Genomic DNA, 14774 nt, shown 5'->3' on the forward strand with positions numbered 1-14774 from the left:
TCGGGTGACTCATTATGGCTACCCGATGATTTGGAAACGGGTGAAACTATGTCGGCGTCTACTGAAGCCATTTTAATTGAAATTGTGTTCGGTCTAGGAGCGCTAATTGTAATTGGTGGTCTGCTTAGTCTGGTGGTCATGAAGCGCCACCACCAATCGATGCGCCCCGCGATGACCGTCGTCCTGTGTGGTGCGGGACTGGTCATTATTGCAATTCTCCTGAACGTTTTGGTGTTTAAAACTTACGATCATGTCCGCGTGAAGAAGAACCAGTATTATGAGGCCACCAGTCTGACCACTAACATGCGGGCCTCACTGGCTAGCAGTCGCACAGCCAATCAGCCGGTCAGCACGCAGTCCAAGAAGGCCAGTAAGAACGTGACTTACCTGATCAAGCATCTGAACCAATCCAAGATAGCGGTCAAGCGCGCCCAGGTGGCACAACACGAACTGACCACGCAAAAGCAACCCGATTTAAAGTTAGTTCGCCGCAACTATCGACTAATCTTAACCGGTTACTTTGCGGGCATTATCCGCCAACCGGCAACGGCTCAGCGTGTGAGTCAACACGCCTACCACCAAGTCACCACTTACAGCCTTACAAAATAAACAGGTTTTGCCGTTTCCCAGTACGGGACGACGGCAAAACCTGTTTTTGATTAGTAGCTGCTTCTTGAATTTTGAGATTTCTTACGCCTTAACGGTGGCCAGGTATGACCAACCATAGTGCCATAATTTTATGCTACCCATTCTTCTCAATCTGTTGAACCACATAGTTCACGATTTTCAAAGAACTCAGCCCATCGTCGATCGCACAAAAACGTCGATAGAAGTCCATGAACTTCTGGTTGTCGCTCATATCTGGTGTCTGTAGCTTTTCGCCAATTTGTTCTAACAGTTGCTGCTCGTTATGCGCAATCTCGCCTGGTAAGTCCTTCTCGTAGTCGAGGTAGAAACCCCGCAGTTCGTCCTTGTACATGTGGTAATCGTACGGATAGAACAGAATTGGCCGCTTGAGGTAGGCAAAGTCGAAGAAGACGGAGGAATAGTCCGTAATCAGCATGTCACTGATCAGGTACAGATCCGAAATATTGGGATGGTTGGAGAAGTCAAAGACGACCCCTTCATACCCACTGATATCCAACGCATTGGAGATCAAGTAATGCATCCGTAAGACCAGCACGGCATCCTGACCGAATTTTTCTCGGAATTCATCCAGTGAGAATGGCAGTTCGAAGGTATACTTTCCCTTCTCGGCAAACTGATTATCCCGATAAGTCGGCGCGTACAAAACGACCTTCTTGTCCAACGGAATTCCCAATTGCTGCTTCAAGGTCACAATGTCGTCCGGCGTACTATTGAGCAGTTCGTCGTTCCGGGGGTAACCAACCTTCAGAATCTGATTGTTAAAGCCAAAGGCCGACCGGAAGATCCGTGTGGAGTAATCGTTAGGCGAAACCAACGCATCCCAGCGATTGGCTTCCTTGACGAAGTTGGCGTGATACTTGACCGTCGTCGTTCCAGGCATGGAGACATTTTCAATGTCCAGACCCAGCTTCTTCAGCGGTGTCCCGTGCCAAGTCTGAATATAAGTCACGTAATTTGGCTTGCGAACCCAAGCAGGGAACCGCGCATTACTGATCCAGAAACTAGCCTTTTCCAACGTCCGAACCCACTTAGCCGTTCGACGCACAACAAACGGAATTCCGTTTTCCTTACAGAATCTCTTCTGTGACCGGTCGATCGACCAAATAAAAGTAAACCCGGGGTAGAGTTGCGTAAACAACTGGTAAATCGCATACGGAGAATCACTGACTTGCCGCCCACCAAAACTTTCAAAAATCAGCGTTGGCTGTTCAAATGGCCGGTGCCCGCGCTTAAATAGCCGCCGCATGTAGACCAGGTTGATCTTATCCATCAGCAAGCTAACCAGCTTAGATGCACTTCCCAACTTGGCCGGAACACCAGCTAAGCGTTGTGGTAAGGTTGGCGCTGCCATTTCTTGAACTCGGATTCCGTTGTCGAACCGTTTTTCAATTAAAATCAGCCGGTGATTGCCAGTAACGGCTTGTGTTACTTGACCAGCCAATGATTTCGACAAGACCACGCGCTGTTCGAGTTCCTCATCCGCAACGGTTGAGCGAATGAAGAGTTGCTGCGTCGTATTGGCCGCCAAATCGGATAGTGGAATCGCCGCCGTGAACAAGCCGTGGAGGCTCATTTTAGTGATGGGCCACTCCGCAGAACTATCTTCCGTGACATTTTTCAAAACCAGTCGTTGATTAGTGATGGGCTGATTATTAATGTGACTTGGCCCAATGATCTGTAATTGGTCGTCCTGCAAGTTAATTGCATTGATTGAGAACTCGTCTTCAGCCTGTTGCGTATGCATATTGAAAAGCGCCATGCCATTCGCATCGCTGTTTAACTGATAGTAACTAGTCAACGTGAACTGGTGCCGATCACTCAAGTATTCACTTTCAACCTGAATGAGGCCCCGGGTAGTCTGTTGCTGAATATTTAAGTAAAGTTCCCAGCTAAACTCGCTCTGGCCTTCCGCAGCAAACTGCAGGTCGGCGGCATTAATACGTAACCGGACAACCTCTGAGCTGACGACCTTGCTAATCGGGACCGTCAATGACGCCTTCGTCTGTTTTTCCAGGAAGGTGACCGCTAAATCGTCAAACGGTTCCGGCACGTCGATCAATTCGAGTTCGAGTTCTTGTAAATTCTTTTTATGATGTAATCCAGATAAAATCGCACGCACGATGGAAAAACTCCTTAGTAGTTAAAAATCAGCTGGTTCGGCATTTGTGGTGAAAAGACGGCATTGACCGCCAAATCCACGTAAAGACGTGTGTCAGGGGTCAACAACCGACCAATGACGGCCTGATAGAAGGCATACACGTCATCGAAACGGCGGTAGTTGGAATACGCCAGCACACCATAGTAAGTTTCTGTCGTTGTCACGATTTGCGTGTGATCAACTGCAGCTGCTTCAGCCTTGGTGAGTTCTCGTTTGGTCATATTAGCGGCCTCAGCACTCAGCTTGGCGTCGGCAAATTTCGTCGCAATCATGGCCGATGAGGTGCTTAGGTTCAAGACTTGTTCAATCGGCCGTTCGTGACGGACAAAACGCAAGACGGCTTCCCCTTTTTTATTCAAGAGATAACTGGTCTGGGCGACTTCACCCTGAATCTTTGCCACGCTAACGACCTGGCCATTCAACCCATAGGTATCGACCTGGGCCAATTGGTCACTATGATACTGACGCAAAACCATAGGCGTTTCATCGTCTAATTGCCGTAGTTCAGCCACCAGGTGGCCGGCATCTAAATAACGTTTGACCTGCTCTTGGTTGTCAGCGAATAAGCGCTCATCAAACTGCGTTAGATCAACAGCATGGCGTTCATCTTCAGTCAGTGCCAACCCGGATTCCTCTTCAAAGAGATCCGCCAACGTAACGAGGTTTAAGTTTGCCACGCGGTCCTCCTTCTCAGCAAGCCGATTAAGGTACTCACGCACCGTCCACACCGCTTCAAAGTTCACCATAGCAACCAACACGCTCACGCGATGGCCTTGCCGTAAAGCTTTAATCAATTGGGTCGAAAAATTGGGCTTGTGCATCCCGTCTAAGGACGTCACTAAGAAAATAATCTGTTGCTGCATGCGTTTGCCTCCGTCTCCGCTCTAAAAAAAATCCCTAGTCTGCGACTAAGGATCATTGCCAACACTACTCTTCTTCCTTCCAGTCGTCTTCTTCTGACAGGCCGAGGTCGTGCTTGATTTTGGTCGTGGAAATACCTTCAGTCCGTGGTAAGTAAATAACTTCACAGTAATCCTTCAAGAAGTCAAACTTGCCCTTCCAGTCATCACCCATCACAAAGATATCGATGTCGTTTTCTTGGACGTCACGAATCTTTTGGTCCCAAGTCGTTTCGGGAATCACGTGATCCACATATTTAATGGCTTCCAAAATGTACTTTCGATCTTCGTAAGACGTGTAAGCCCGCTTTCCCTTTTCGGCGTTGAATTCGTCGGAGGAAACACAAACCGTCAAATCGTCACCCAAGGCCTTAGCCCGCTTTAATAACCGGATGTGACCTTTATGTAACAGGTCAAACGTCCCGTACGTAATTACTTTTTTCATGTAGAATCTCCTACTTTATCTGGTTAATTTCCCCCACCGTCTTCCAGTCAGGGGCGCTAAAAAATCCAATAACAATCTAAATAGTAGCATATTCAGCGGTCACGTCAACTTCAAACCGCAAACGTTAGTCTTTTCTTGATAAATTTGAGTCCAATTTGGGGGTTGGTTTATCTGGATGTTCCAACTGCCAAATGCTGTACAAGTACTGCACCACCGTCTTAACCACAGCATACAACGGTACCGCTAAGATCATCCCCAATAGTCCGGCAATATTTCCGGCCGCCAACAAAATAATAATGATGGTCAGGGGATGAATCTGTAAGCTCTTGCCAATGATGTTTGGATAAACCAAGTTGCCATCAATCTGTTGAACGACAACGACCACGATGATCACATAGATAACCATGTTCGTACTGATGGTAAAGGCCACGATCATTGCGGGCAGAATCCCAATGTAAGGGCCAACGTAAGGAATTAGGTTGCACAGACCGGCAAAGACGCCGAGTAACAGTGCGTATTTCTCACCGATCACCATGTAGCCGACCGCCGTAAACGTCCCCACAAACAGGCATTCGAGAATCTGACCACCCACGTAACGTGCAATCGTGCTGTTCATTCGGCTCAACAGTTCCGCTGTCTGGGCGCCATGTTTCTCGGGCAACCACCGGCGAACGGCCGGCATGAATCGTTCGCCATCCTTTAACATGTAGAATAACATCACGGGAACGGTCACAGCCGTTACGGTTACCGTCGTCACAGTACCAATGACGGTGCCGATTCCACTAGTCAAACCGCTCATGAAGCTCTCGGCATACTTGGAAAAGGCACTCTGAATCTGGGTTAGGTACTTGGAAAAATCAATATCCTTAAAGATTGGATGGTTAATCAGCTTGGCTAATACGGCTTCACTAGACTTAGCGAAGTCCGGAATGTTACCGATCAAGTTAGAGACCTGCGTTATCAACCGCGGCACGAGCCACATGCCACCAGCAACCAGGAGAACGATCAACAAGAGAAAGACGATGGCCACGGCCGCCGTCCGGTTGATGTGAAACTTTTTCCAACGAACCTTCTCTAGTAACTTCACGATGGGGTTCAACAGATAGAACAAGACTCCTGAGAGTAACAGTGGCGCAAAAATCGTAGAAAGAAACACCCCAATCGGTGAAAATAAGAAACTAATTTGCGTACAAACCCAAATCAAGCCAGCAACAATCAACAGTTCCAGTGACCAGAACATGACGCGCGAATTGGCAACCCATTTCATCGGCACTTCCCCCTTCTTTGCTTGCAACGTTTTAAGCGTACACTAAGCGGCGATTGACATTAATCCTAACAACCAAATAAGTCCGCACCTGGCTTGTTTGGTTGTCAGCTAAAAATTGAGTTTATGATTGATGTGGCAACAATACTAAGACTAAAATTAGGCAACATTGGCCAATCATCGCCTTACCGGCCAGCAGACAGGGGCTGGAAACGGGACGAATACAGCCTGAAGCCGCATGTCATCATTTCATATACGGTCATTTACTCCCCCATATGATTTTAAAAAAAGGAGCCAGCCACGAATGGACTTGCTCCTGGTGGTGCGGAAGACAACTCTTACTGATCATTCGAGCGCCGCAGTAACTCCTGATACCGTTGATACCAGAGGTCAACATAGGCTTGAGAAAAGGGACCCTTTTTATGGTTAATCCAATCGACGAGGGTTAACACGTTGGCCTTCAATATCCGGTCGGTTTCTGGGCCATAGTGCCACCGTTGACTGAAATCTTCATATTCGTCAACGTCGAGCAGGCGTTTTTCACCATCCGGAAAGACCTTCACGTCGAGATCATAATCAATATACTTGAGTGCTTCCTTATCCAAAACATAGGGAGAAGCCAGATTACAGTAATAGCTGACCCCATTGTCTCGAATCATCGCAACAATGTTGAACCAATAATGCTTATGAAAATAAACGATTGCGGGCTCACGAGTCACCCACCGCCGTCCATCGTCTTCGGTGACCAATGTGTGGTCATTGACGCCGATGAGGGCGTTTTCGCTTGTTTTGAGTACCATAGTGTCGCGCCAAGTTCGATGCAAACTTCCGTCGTGCTTGTAGCTTTTGATCGTAATGAAGTCGCCTTCCTTAGGTCCTCTAGCTTCGCGCGTCATGTATAAACCCTACTTTCTAAGTAACGGGTAACTATAAAAATTCACTCAATATTATACCAGATTAGGCGCTATTAATGAATAGGTTCAGACCGATTCCTCAACAAAGTACTAGGTCTGTAACAAAACTTAAGGTAAAGTATAGGTTGTATCCTTGCTTCGTATGACCCGGCTTGCTAAAAGGGGCCGGGCTTTGCTTTTGATTGAAGGCGGCCAACACTGCGCGTTAAAACCGGAAACGCCCTGACTTGTCAGTGAGGACTCTTTCCACTGACTTAGTAGAAAACCCACCCCGTAGACTTGGCATTCTCGCAGCTTCAAGTTATGTTTGCCCTGGTTCCAGCCCCTATTTGTCGGCTGTTAAGGCGTTGGCTGGACTAAGCCACCTAACTAACTTCAGCCTCAATATTGCCGTTACAGCAGGGATAACAAGGGGGTGGAAACTTTCAATCCTCTTGTTCGTCTAATCCTACTACCGCTAAGCCTGACAGGAAGTTCGGATTTTTTCAATATTTACGCAATAGATTAACTAATGAGGTGAATAAATTATGACACAAACTCCTTTAAGTACCTTTGAACCAATGATTCCCCAAGTGGCCGAGCTGCTGGCTGATGATGCTACGTTGCTGGCCTTCTTTAACGATTTGACCGTGGGCTATCAACGGGAGTGGGCCCGCTACATATTCGGTGCTAAGGCTGAAGACACCAAGCAACGCCATATCGTCGACATGCGGCAGATCCTAGCAGCTGGTTACAAGTCTAAACGGGCTTACGGCAGTCGACCTAATAAGTAATCGAAGCCCTAAAAAACACGTGATCCAATCAACTCTCATTGGGGAGTGACTGGATCACGTGTTTTTAATTTGAGTTAAGTGTCTTTGGACACACGCTCTTTATTTCAATTCCCCAGCTATCAACAGATTCCAAATCTGGACGGCCGCGGTTTGGGCCAATTGGTTGGGTCGGTAATAGTTGGTCAACAGGATAACCCCATCCTGACCATTCTTAGTCAACATGGCCGTAGCCTCATAACCGTACGCCAATCCGTGAACGCGGATGTAGTTCGGGTAAACGTACGCACCACCACCATACATGGACGAGGACCCAGGTGTCAGCAGCACGTTGACATCACTTTGTGGATACAACTTTCCTAATAACATATTGCGCTCCCCAACGTAGAGGTCATGCGCTGACATGTAGACTTGACCAGTCCCAAACTGATAATACATGGACGCCCGTGACTCTGGATACCGACTCGTATAGTCTGCTGCCACGTTATTGTCGTTGTTATTTTGATAGCCTTGCGAGTAAGTCTTACTATGCGCCATTTTGAAGACAAAGCCCGTGTGTTTCAGCCCCCACGGTTGGATAATATTTTCCGTGAAATACTGACGGTAACTCTCCCCTGTCACTTGCTGGATGATTCCCGCCAACAGCATGAAGTTGACCGGCGAGTAATCCCACTTACCAATTTGACTCGGTCGACTAATGACGTTCTTCAGGATAAATTTCAACATGCCATTCTCAGAATTCAGCTTGTTCGGAAAGGCCTCTAGCGTGAGCCCACTCTTCATATCCAGCATATCACGTAACGTGATGTCCTTTGCCCCAGTAATCTGCGGGTAGTACTGCGCCAACGTGTCTCCCAAAGACAACTTCTGTTCGGCTGCCAACTTCATAATCAAACCAGCAGTAAAAGATTTTTGAACCGAGGCCAGTTGATAGACGCTGTTCACACCGTTTCTCTTTTGCAACGCCGCATCCGCGTACCCCATGCCCTTTTGATAAATGACCTTGTCCTTGTGAACGACTAGGGCCGTCCCCACGAACCGGTTAGCCCGTAGAATAGCATCGACCTCTCGCGTTGCCGCTGTCGACTTAGGCGTGACCGCCTTCTTTTTCTTCGGTGTCACCACGCGCTTAGGCTTGGGCTTGACCACTGAACTGCTGCTAGATGATGACTCCTGTTCTGCCTGTGACTGTGTTTGGTTGTTGAACCACCAAGCTAGACCCAGTGCGATGCCCACAATCATCCCCATTGCAATGACAGTACCCCATACTCTTTTTTTCATAACAGGTGCCCCCTACCTGATTTAATTTTTAATCCGATTCCCCAAAATCGGCCAGCCAACGACTAATATCATCGAGTTTAAAACCTTTGCGATACAAGGCTTGCTTCGTTTTGTAGGCCCGTTCCGATGCAGCCAACGCGCGATAACGGTGCCACATTTTTTCACCCTGCTTAGCCAACAGGTCCTGTTGCTCATCAACGTCTGGCGTCAATTCTAATGCTGCCAACATGGCACCAGCTTCATCACTGTTAAATCCACGCGTCATCAGTCCCTGACGAATTTTCTGCTGTTGTGTGCCAAAAGCCTGACGGTGATAACGTCTAGCTAGTTTCTCCGCAATGGCCGTCCCCACGGTCATGCGTTCTGCTGGCGTGTATTGCTTTAGCGCGTCGTCGATGACTTGCTCACCCACACCCTTTTGGCGCAAGTTCTGTCGAATCACGCGTGGTCCCTTATCACTGGTCGCCATCATAGTTCGCACATAGCTACCTGCATACTGACTATCGTCTACTAGCGACATTTCTCGCAACTTCTCGAGTGTCTGATCAATCGTTTCGGGTGGAATCTCCAACGTTCCCAATTTATCACGAACTTCTTTTTCCGTTCGTAGCTGGTTGGATAAATAATCTAGTGCCCGATTATAAGCCTTAGAAACATCATCAGCAGTCGCTAATTGGCTTTCGAGGTCTTTATCGACCTCCATGCCCTTAAAGAGCCGGAAGTCGACCAGCACGCTCTCACTGACTGGAAAAGCATAGTGCCCGTCAACGTAAATATTAAACCGGCCACTGCGCTTTTGTGCTTCAATCATGGTAATTTCAGCCATGCAGTCACATCCTTTACGTTATTTTTTAATGGAAATTGAATGGAACATCAACCATACTGACAATCTTATACTCATTCACCTGACTAGCTAACGCTAAGTCAGCGGCGACCTGAGCTGTAGCTAGCTGTGCCAACACGATTAGTTGACAGGTCGTTCCTTAGTCCGGAGCGCTCTCCAAAACGGTCACATCTTCTGGCAGCCACAGTGCAAGCATTTTACACGAAAACCGTTTCTAGCTTTCAATCAAGCTTCGCAACTATTTTACCAGTTCTCTAGATGCGATGCTGAACTTAACGGGTAATTAGTTAAGCCATCATCTTTTCCCTAGCCACATCGTGTGTGGTCGTCACGGCGCCTAGCCACCAAGCGGTCAACCTGCTATAATTAACGGCATACTGACAAGGGAGTGGTCAAATTGGCAACGGCACACGTAGTATTTGCCACAATTACGGGCAACAATGAAGATGTGGCAGATATTGTCACGGAAAAATTAGAGGATCTGGGTTGTCAGGTCACCGAAACGGAGATCTCGCAAACCGATGCAGCGGAATTTGAAAGCGCCGACATCTGCGTTGTTTGCGCGTACACCTATGACGAAGGGTCCCTCCCCGATGAAGGGATGGACTTTTACGAAGACCTACAGGAACTCGACTTAGCCGGTAAAGTTTACGGCGTTGCGGGATCCGGTGATACCTTCTACGGGGAATACTATAACACCACCGTCGACCACTTTGACCACGTCTTCCAAATGACTGGTGCCACCCGTGGCGCGACCAACGTGAAAATCAATTTGGAACCCGATCAAGAAGCAATTGACCAACTCGATCAATTTGCTCAGGGCCTGGTCACCACGTTTCAAAAACAATCGTCTGAAAAGTAAGCAACCGTTTAAACCAATAAGGATTGAAATTACCTGGAGTCACCAACGCACGCAGTCAAAGTTGACTGCGTGCGTTTTTTAATGCGTTAGCTAAAGACTGTAGCCTAAAATGTTCGCCTATTTTTTCTTAATTCGATACTTGAGTAATTGTGGGATTGCAGACTGCTCCGCAATGTCCCCCTCCCAGAGTTCCTGAATAGCTGCGTTCAATACGGCACCAAACATCAGGATCATCCCGGTAAAATACAGCCAGAACATTAACACGATAAAAGTTCCAATGGTCTTATAACTGTCAATGTTATGGACGAAATACTTCACGTACAGTGAGAAGGCTTGCGATAAGAACAGCCAACCCAACGTTGCCGTTAACGCCCCAGGCCAGACGTAGCGCCATTTAATTTTAGCACTGGGCACGAAGTAAAACAGAATCATCAAGACAAAGAACGTGACCAGAAATGTCACTGGCCATTTGATGGCATTGACGTAAGAAATCAGTCGCGTTGATAGATGCAGCAATGGTGTCAACTGTTCCAAAACAATCTGCCCAAAACTAAAGAACAGCATGAGGGCGAAGAGCAACACAATCAGTGCGACCATCCAGAAGAATGCCACCACACGACTAACAAGAGCATTTTGCTTGGAAACACCATACGCGCCGTTGACCGTCCGTTGGAACGCCGCAACGGCCCGTGATGAGGACCACAGGGAGACGATTACCCCGATGGACAAGACACTCCCACTCTTATTGTTCAAAAACGAGTGGATAATCGGCTTCAACATGGTAAAAATGCTCTCAGGCACAATTGGTTCAATGCTATTGAGGACGGACGTCGTATCAATGTGTAGAAATGGGAGCAGACTGGCCAAGACCAGTAACGCCGGAAACAGCGACATCAAGACATAGTAGGCCAAGACGACGGCTGAGTCAGAAACATTCGCCATTTGAAAGTGCTTAGCGATGGTTTGAATCACCCGCACGATGGGGGCAAAGCGTTTGCGCCACTGACTAGTCACGATCATCTGGCTCCTTTCATATTAAAATGACCCGTAGTCCTCCGCGAACTTTAACGTGCCAATCATTTTTTCGAGTGTTTTTCGGCTGAAGCGGACCCGTTTGGCCTGACGAAAGGCCTCAATGAAGGTCTTTAGGTCTTCATAATTGGCAACCGCCGTGCAGTTGTAAGCGTCACTGGCGTTCAATTTCGTCTTATTCCCAACTACCAACGAGTTGCTATGGTCGTAACGGTCGTAATAATTATAGTAAACCAATGGCTTCACAAAGTCGATGATTCGATCATTTTTATTTTCCAACTGCTTGTGCATCGTAATTTCACTGTTAATGTAGCGCACTAACAGCTTCGACGATAACTCGGCCTGGGTTGCAGGATTACTGATCCCTGTGTGCATGGTAATCGTCCGTTGCCCACGGCCCTCCTGCTCCAAGCTCATCGTGTATCCCTGCGTTAAAGATTCATTTTCTTCGGATAAATTCGGTAGGAAGAAGCGGTCCAGTCGATTCGTGAGCATCTGTGACGTTTCCTTCTCCTTCTCTCGTGAGGATAAATTCACCGCAGAAAAATCATCCAAGCTAGACGAGAACATCTCTTCCGATAGATCATGGAAGATCATTCCCCGCCAATACTTGCTTTCCACGTTGATGACGCCAAATGAGGTGACCAACAAATTGTCGATCTGCATCACCCGCCAAGAATCCCCATCGTTCATCTCCTGGGTAACGGGATTCTTTACCTTATTGGCAAAGTGAACATTTCGAAGAATCTGATAGTCAAACCGTTCGTTCTTTTTCTGTGCGTCCAAATGAATATCTCGCATAATTTCTGATAATTGTTCAGTGGTCTTAATTTCGGCCCGGTCATACGCCGTCTCAGCCATTAGCATTGCCTCCAATTGTCTTCTGAATCGCATCCAAAATATATTCCGCCGCGTGCCCGTCACCATATGGGTTCTTGGCTTGCGCCATTTTATCATAGGCTACCTGATCAGTCAGTAAACTTTCCATAGCCGCTGTAACTTGCTTTGGGTCGGTCCCAACTAACTTTAGGGTGCCATTGTCGACCCCCTCAGGCCGTTCCGTGGTGTCCCGTAAAACCAAGACTGGTTTGTTTAATGACGGGGCTTCTTCCTGCACACCACCGGAGTCGGTCATGATAAAGTAACTCCGGGCTGACAGGTTATGAAAATCAACCACATCCAGTGGGTCGATCAAGTGAATACGATCCATACCATCCAGCTCCTCGTGGGCTACGCTCTGGACAGCCGGACTCAAGTGTACGGGATAAATAACTTCCACGTCGGGATGAGCCTCTACCACTTGCCGCACAGCGTGTAACACGGCATGCATTGGTGCCCCTTGATTCTCGCGTCGGTGCATGGTCAGCAGAATCAAACGGTGTCCCGCTTTCACTTGGTCCAAGACCGCATGATGATAGTTTGCATCGACCGTTTGCTTCAAGGCATCGATTGCTGTATTTCCCGTCACATAGATCTGCTCGTCTGGATGTGCCTGCTTCAACAGGTTGGCACGCGATAATTCCGTGGGGGCAAAGTATAGATCACTTAAAATGTCCGTCAATTGTCGGTTCATTTCCTCTGGATAGGGCGAGTACTTATCCCAGGTCCGTAAACCAGCCTCCACGTGACCTAGCAGCGTTTGGTGGTAAAAGGCACTGACACTAGCGGCAAAGGTCGTGGTCGTATCCCCATGGACCAAAATAATATCGGGATGGGCCTCAGTCAACACGCTATCTAAATGCGTTAAGACCCGCGTGGTAATTTCACTCAACGTCTGTTTAGGTTTCATAATATTCAAATCATAATCGGGTGTAATATGGAAAATTTCCAACACTTGGTCTAACATTTCGCGGTGCTGCGCCGTCACAACCGTAATCGGTGTAAATTCACTCGGTCGTTGTTGCATCGCTAAAATAATCGGGGCCATCTTAATTGCCTCGGGCCGTGTTCCGAAAATGGTCATGACTTTAATTGGTTTCGTCACAATTTTCCCTCCAATGATGATGCTAATTAAGGTCAATTATAGCAGATACCGCCGCCGAGTGTTACGCTATCCGATCCATCCCCTAAAATAACCCCGCTTGCTTTTCCGTTCTTAAATAGTTGTCCCCAACAATAGCTGGTGGCATGCTAAGGCCACCTCCTTAACTAATTGTGGCGGGTACTTTACCCGTTATCATTTCTGAGGGTTATGCTAAATTTCAAGTATACTTAATTCTATTTTCCTACGGTCACCAGGATATCCATAGAAGCAAACCAAGCCAGTGGTTAAAAGCCAAATTGTCCACATGACTCTTGTGCTAGTGAAGATTGCCACTACGAAATTAATGGCCATGGCCGTGCTCCGATTCCGATTGTGCCCGTCAATTTCAAGCACTGAATTCCATGTAGTTAATCCGGTTTATGTATAAACCGATAATGTTTCTACAGACATAATCTATATGCCCATGTAAGCCGAGAGGTCGGCAACTATGGCCTCAGGCGCGTCGTTATGCTTAGTTGATGGGTAACTTTCCCTGCTGGTTCAGTAGAAAACCAAGCTTGGAGACTCGGTATTTTCACGGATTCAAACTGTGTTCGCACCGTTAATCCCATCCAGACCATAGGGGGAACTTAATAGCCAGCTCCCAAAAAATGCGGTAAGATAGTACCGTTGTGAAAGGAATGTCTGTGATGAAAAAAATTAGTCTGGTCGTTCCTTGCTATAACGAGGAGGAATCAATTCCACTGTTTTACCGAACCGTTAGCAAGGTGATCGATTCTATGAACACCCCTACCCCGACGGTAACACCGGAGTATATCTTCGTGGATGACGGCTCTGATGACCGCACCCTTGAAGAAATGAAAGCCTTACATCAACAGTTTTCGGAGACGGTCCATTATCGGTCCTTCTCCAGAAACTTTGGGAAGGAATCGGCGCTCGCTGCCGGCTTGCAAGCCACGACTGGGGACGTGGTGGCAGTCATGGACGTCGATTTACAAGATCCACCTGAGCTCTTACCAAAAATGTTCACCTTGATTGAACAGGACGGTTATGACTGTGTGGGCACAATTCAAAAGGAACGCCGCGGTCAAAGCCGCATTCGGGCGTTTCTGTCATCCAGTTTTTATCGGGTCATCAACTGGCTATCCGATGTCCGCATCGAGCCTAATGCCCGCGACTACCGGCTAATGACGCGTCAGTTTGTCAACACGGTGCTGTCTCTGCCAGAGTTCAACCGTTTCTCTAAGGGAATCTTCAGTTGGGTCGGCTTCAAGACGACCTACCTCACCTATGAGAGTCAGCCCCGAGCGGCTGGCAAGACGCATTGGAACCTGCGTCAGTTATTCTCGTATTCGATTGAAGGCATTATCGACTTTTCAAGTGCGCCATTGCGGCTAGCAACTTGGGTCGGCGGCATTTCATTTGTTCTGTCATTGATTGGCATGATCTTTGTCTTCGTACGGGCGCTGACAGTAGGTGGTGCCGTTGCCGGCTGGCCGTCTCTGGTGGTCATCTTGCTTTTGATTGGCGGTATCCAGCTTTTTTGCCTGGGAATTCTCGGCCAGTATATCAATAAGATCTACCTCGAAACCAAGCATCGACCGAAGTTTATCATCCGTGAAGAAAAATAAGGCTCACCAAATAAAGAGCGCCGTGCACCTTCTCCCAATCGG

Annotated in this window: 14 protein-coding genes; 4 read left to right on the top strand and 10 right to left on the bottom strand. The window is 47.7% G+C overall.

What is annotated here, in order from left to right; genetic code table 11:
- Nucleotides 1-48: 48 nt before the first annotated feature.
- On the top strand, nucleotides 49-609 hold the full coding sequence (locus tag EKM89_RS08995; protein ID WP_125687799.1) for a hypothetical protein: 561 nt from the start codon (nucleotides 49-51) through the stop codon (nucleotides 607-609).
- A gap of 133 nt (nucleotides 610-742) precedes the next feature.
- Here the strand turns inward: EKM89_RS08995 and EKM89_RS09000 are convergent, their stop codons facing one another.
- The 5 genes from EKM89_RS09000 to ntdP form a co-directional block, all read right to left on the bottom strand.
- Entirely contained in the window at nucleotides 743-2767 is a 2025-nt protein-coding gene (locus tag EKM89_RS09000) for a CDP-glycerol glycerophosphotransferase family protein (protein ID WP_125687801.1), read from the bottom strand.
- Between the two features lie 14 nt (nucleotides 2768-2781).
- On the bottom strand, nucleotides 2782-3669 hold the full coding sequence (locus EKM89_RS09005; RefSeq protein WP_125687803.1) for a hypothetical protein: 888 nt from the start codon (nucleotides 3667-3669) through the stop codon (nucleotides 2782-2784).
- A 64-nt stretch (nucleotides 3670-3733) separates the two neighbouring features.
- The gene (gene tagD, locus EKM89_RS09010) at nucleotides 3734-4150 is read right to left on the bottom strand and encodes a glycerol-3-phosphate cytidylyltransferase (protein WP_048735721.1); all 417 of its coding nucleotides are present in this window, start codon (nucleotides 4148-4150) and stop codon (nucleotides 3734-3736) included.
- A gap of 124 nt (nucleotides 4151-4274) precedes the next feature.
- Entirely contained in the window at nucleotides 4275-5417 is a 1143-nt protein-coding gene (locus EKM89_RS09015) for an AI-2E family transporter (protein WP_125687805.1), read from the bottom strand.
- 335 nt (nucleotides 5418-5752) lie between these two features.
- On the bottom strand, nucleotides 5753-6310 hold the full coding sequence (gene ntdP / locus EKM89_RS09020; protein ID WP_125687807.1) for a nucleoside tri-diphosphate phosphatase: 558 nt from the start codon (nucleotides 6308-6310) through the stop codon (nucleotides 5753-5755).
- A 545-nt stretch (nucleotides 6311-6855) separates the two neighbouring features.
- Here ntdP and EKM89_RS09025 point away from each other — a divergent pair.
- Nucleotides 6856-7101: a YdeI/OmpD-associated family protein gene (locus EKM89_RS09025; protein ID WP_125687809.1), complete on the top strand. Its 246-nt coding sequence runs from the start codon at nucleotides 6856-6858 to the stop codon at nucleotides 7099-7101.
- Nucleotides 7102-7200: 99 nt separating this feature from the next.
- Here EKM89_RS09025 and EKM89_RS09030 read toward each other — a convergent pair whose 3' ends face one another.
- Both EKM89_RS09030 and recX read right to left on the bottom strand, forming a co-directional pair.
- Complete coding sequence (locus EKM89_RS09030) at nucleotides 7201-8379, bottom strand: serine hydrolase domain-containing protein (RefSeq protein ID WP_125687811.1); 1179 nt, start codon at nucleotides 8377-8379, stop codon at nucleotides 7201-7203.
- A gap of 28 nt (nucleotides 8380-8407) precedes the next feature.
- A complete protein-coding gene (gene recX / locus EKM89_RS09035) occupies nucleotides 8408-9205 on the bottom strand; it encodes a recombination regulator RecX (RefSeq protein ID WP_125687813.1) in 798 nt (265 codons plus the stop codon).
- 415 nt (nucleotides 9206-9620) lie between these two features.
- On the opposite strand from recX, the gene EKM89_RS09040 reads away from it, so the two are divergent.
- A complete protein-coding gene (locus EKM89_RS09040) occupies nucleotides 9621-10085 on the top strand; it encodes a flavodoxin (protein ID WP_125687814.1) in 465 nt (154 codons plus the stop codon).
- 117 nt (nucleotides 10086-10202) lie between these two features.
- On the opposite strand, the gene EKM89_RS09045 is transcribed toward EKM89_RS09040, so the two are convergent.
- The 3 genes from EKM89_RS09045 to wecB are packed head-to-tail and all read right to left on the bottom strand — an operon-like array spanning nucleotide 10203 to nucleotide 13101.
- On the bottom strand, nucleotides 10203-11099 hold the full coding sequence (locus tag EKM89_RS09045) for a YihY/virulence factor BrkB family protein (protein WP_125687816.1): 897 nt from the start codon (nucleotides 11097-11099) through the stop codon (nucleotides 10203-10205).
- Nucleotides 11100-11120: 21 nt separating this feature from the next.
- A complete protein-coding gene (locus EKM89_RS09050) occupies nucleotides 11121-11978 on the bottom strand; it encodes a nuclease-related domain-containing protein (RefSeq protein WP_125687818.1) in 858 nt (285 codons plus the stop codon).
- On the bottom strand, nucleotides 11971-13101 hold the full coding sequence (gene wecB / locus EKM89_RS09055; RefSeq protein ID WP_125687820.1) for a non-hydrolyzing UDP-N-acetylglucosamine 2-epimerase: 1131 nt from the start codon (nucleotides 13099-13101) through the stop codon (nucleotides 11971-11973). The genes EKM89_RS09050 and wecB overlap by 8 nt, the downstream gene beginning before the upstream one ends.
- Nucleotides 13102-13790: 689 nt before the next feature.
- Between wecB and EKM89_RS09060 the strand changes: the two genes are divergently transcribed.
- Nucleotides 13791-14732 (top strand): glycosyltransferase family 2 protein, encoded by a 942-nt coding sequence (locus tag EKM89_RS09060; protein ID WP_125687822.1) that lies wholly within the window; start codon nucleotides 13791-13793, stop codon nucleotides 14730-14732.
- The last annotated feature ends 42 nt before the right edge of the window (nucleotides 14733-14774 follow it).

Origin of the sequence: Levilactobacillus fujinensis (assembly GCF_003946335.1) — a bacterium.
Classification (GTDB): domain Bacteria; phylum Bacillota; class Bacilli; order Lactobacillales; family Lactobacillaceae; genus Levilactobacillus; species Levilactobacillus fujinensis.

Bases quoted from the DNA above. Each gene is read 5' to 3' on its own strand.
- ntdP (WP_125687807.1), bottom strand. From the start codon at position 6,310: ATGACGCGCGAAGCTAGAGGACCTAAGGAAGGCGACTTCATTACGATC.
- EKM89_RS09005 (WP_125687803.1), bottom strand. From the start codon at position 3,669: ATGCAGCAACAGATTATTTTCTTAGTGACGTCCTTAGACGGGATGCAC.
- EKM89_RS08995 (WP_125687799.1), top strand. From the start codon at position 49: ATGTCGGCGTCTACTGAAGCCATTTTAATTGAAATTGTGTTCGGTCTA.
- EKM89_RS09015 (WP_125687805.1), bottom strand. From the start codon at position 5,417: ATGAAATGGGTTGCCAATTCGCGCGTCATGTTCTGGTCACTGGAACTG.
- recX (WP_125687813.1), bottom strand. From the start codon at position 9,205: ATGGCTGAAATTACCATGATTGAAGCACAAAAGCGCAGTGGCCGGTTT.
- tagD (WP_048735721.1), bottom strand. From the start codon at position 4,150: ATGAAAAAAGTAATTACGTACGGGACGTTTGACCTGTTACATAAAGGT.
- EKM89_RS09060 (WP_125687822.1), top strand. From the start codon at position 13,791: ATGAAAAAAATTAGTCTGGTCGTTCCTTGCTATAACGAGGAGGAATCA.
- EKM89_RS09050 (WP_125687818.1), bottom strand. From the start codon at position 11,978: ATGGCTGAGACGGCGTATGACCGGGCCGAAATTAAGACCACTGAACAA.
- EKM89_RS09025 (WP_125687809.1), top strand. From the start codon at position 6,856: ATGACACAAACTCCTTTAAGTACCTTTGAACCAATGATTCCCCAAGTG.
- EKM89_RS09030 (WP_125687811.1), bottom strand. From the start codon at position 8,379: ATGAAAAAAAGAGTATGGGGTACTGTCATTGCAATGGGGATGATTGTG.